Annotated in this window: 1 protein-coding gene; it reads left to right on the forward strand. The window is 50.7% G+C overall.

The window, feature by feature from the left end:
- Positions 1-383 (forward strand): amidase family protein (locus B7P34_RS36495; RefSeq protein WP_286157554.1); only part of this gene is annotated, 383 nt, incomplete at both ends.

The following is a 383-nucleotide window of genomic DNA, read 5'->3' on the forward strand; positions in this document are numbered from 1 at the left end:
CATGCAACTCAACCCTGATGCGTTGGAGATTGCAAAAGTACTTGACAATGAGCGTGACAATGGAATTGTCCGCGGGACATTGCATGGAATTCCTTTCTTGGTCAAGGACACCATTGCAACAAAAGATCGCATGGAAACTACAGCTGGCAGTTGGGCACTTCTCGGATCTGTAGTACAGCATGATGCCCATGTGGTTCACAATTTACGCGAAGCAGGCGCGGTCCTATTGGGAAAAACTACTCTGACCGAATGGGCTGATATGCGGTCGAATGATCGTTCGAGTGGTTATTCAGCCCGGGGAGGACAGTGTCGGAACCCTTATAACCTGACAGTCAGCCCACAAGGAAGTAGCTCTGGCTCTGCGGCTGCAGTTGCTGCTAACC

Source organism: Streptosporangium nondiastaticum (assembly GCF_003011965.1).
Classification (GTDB): Bacteria; Actinomycetota; Actinomycetes; order Streptomycetales; family Streptomycetaceae; genus Streptomyces; species Streptomyces nondiastaticus.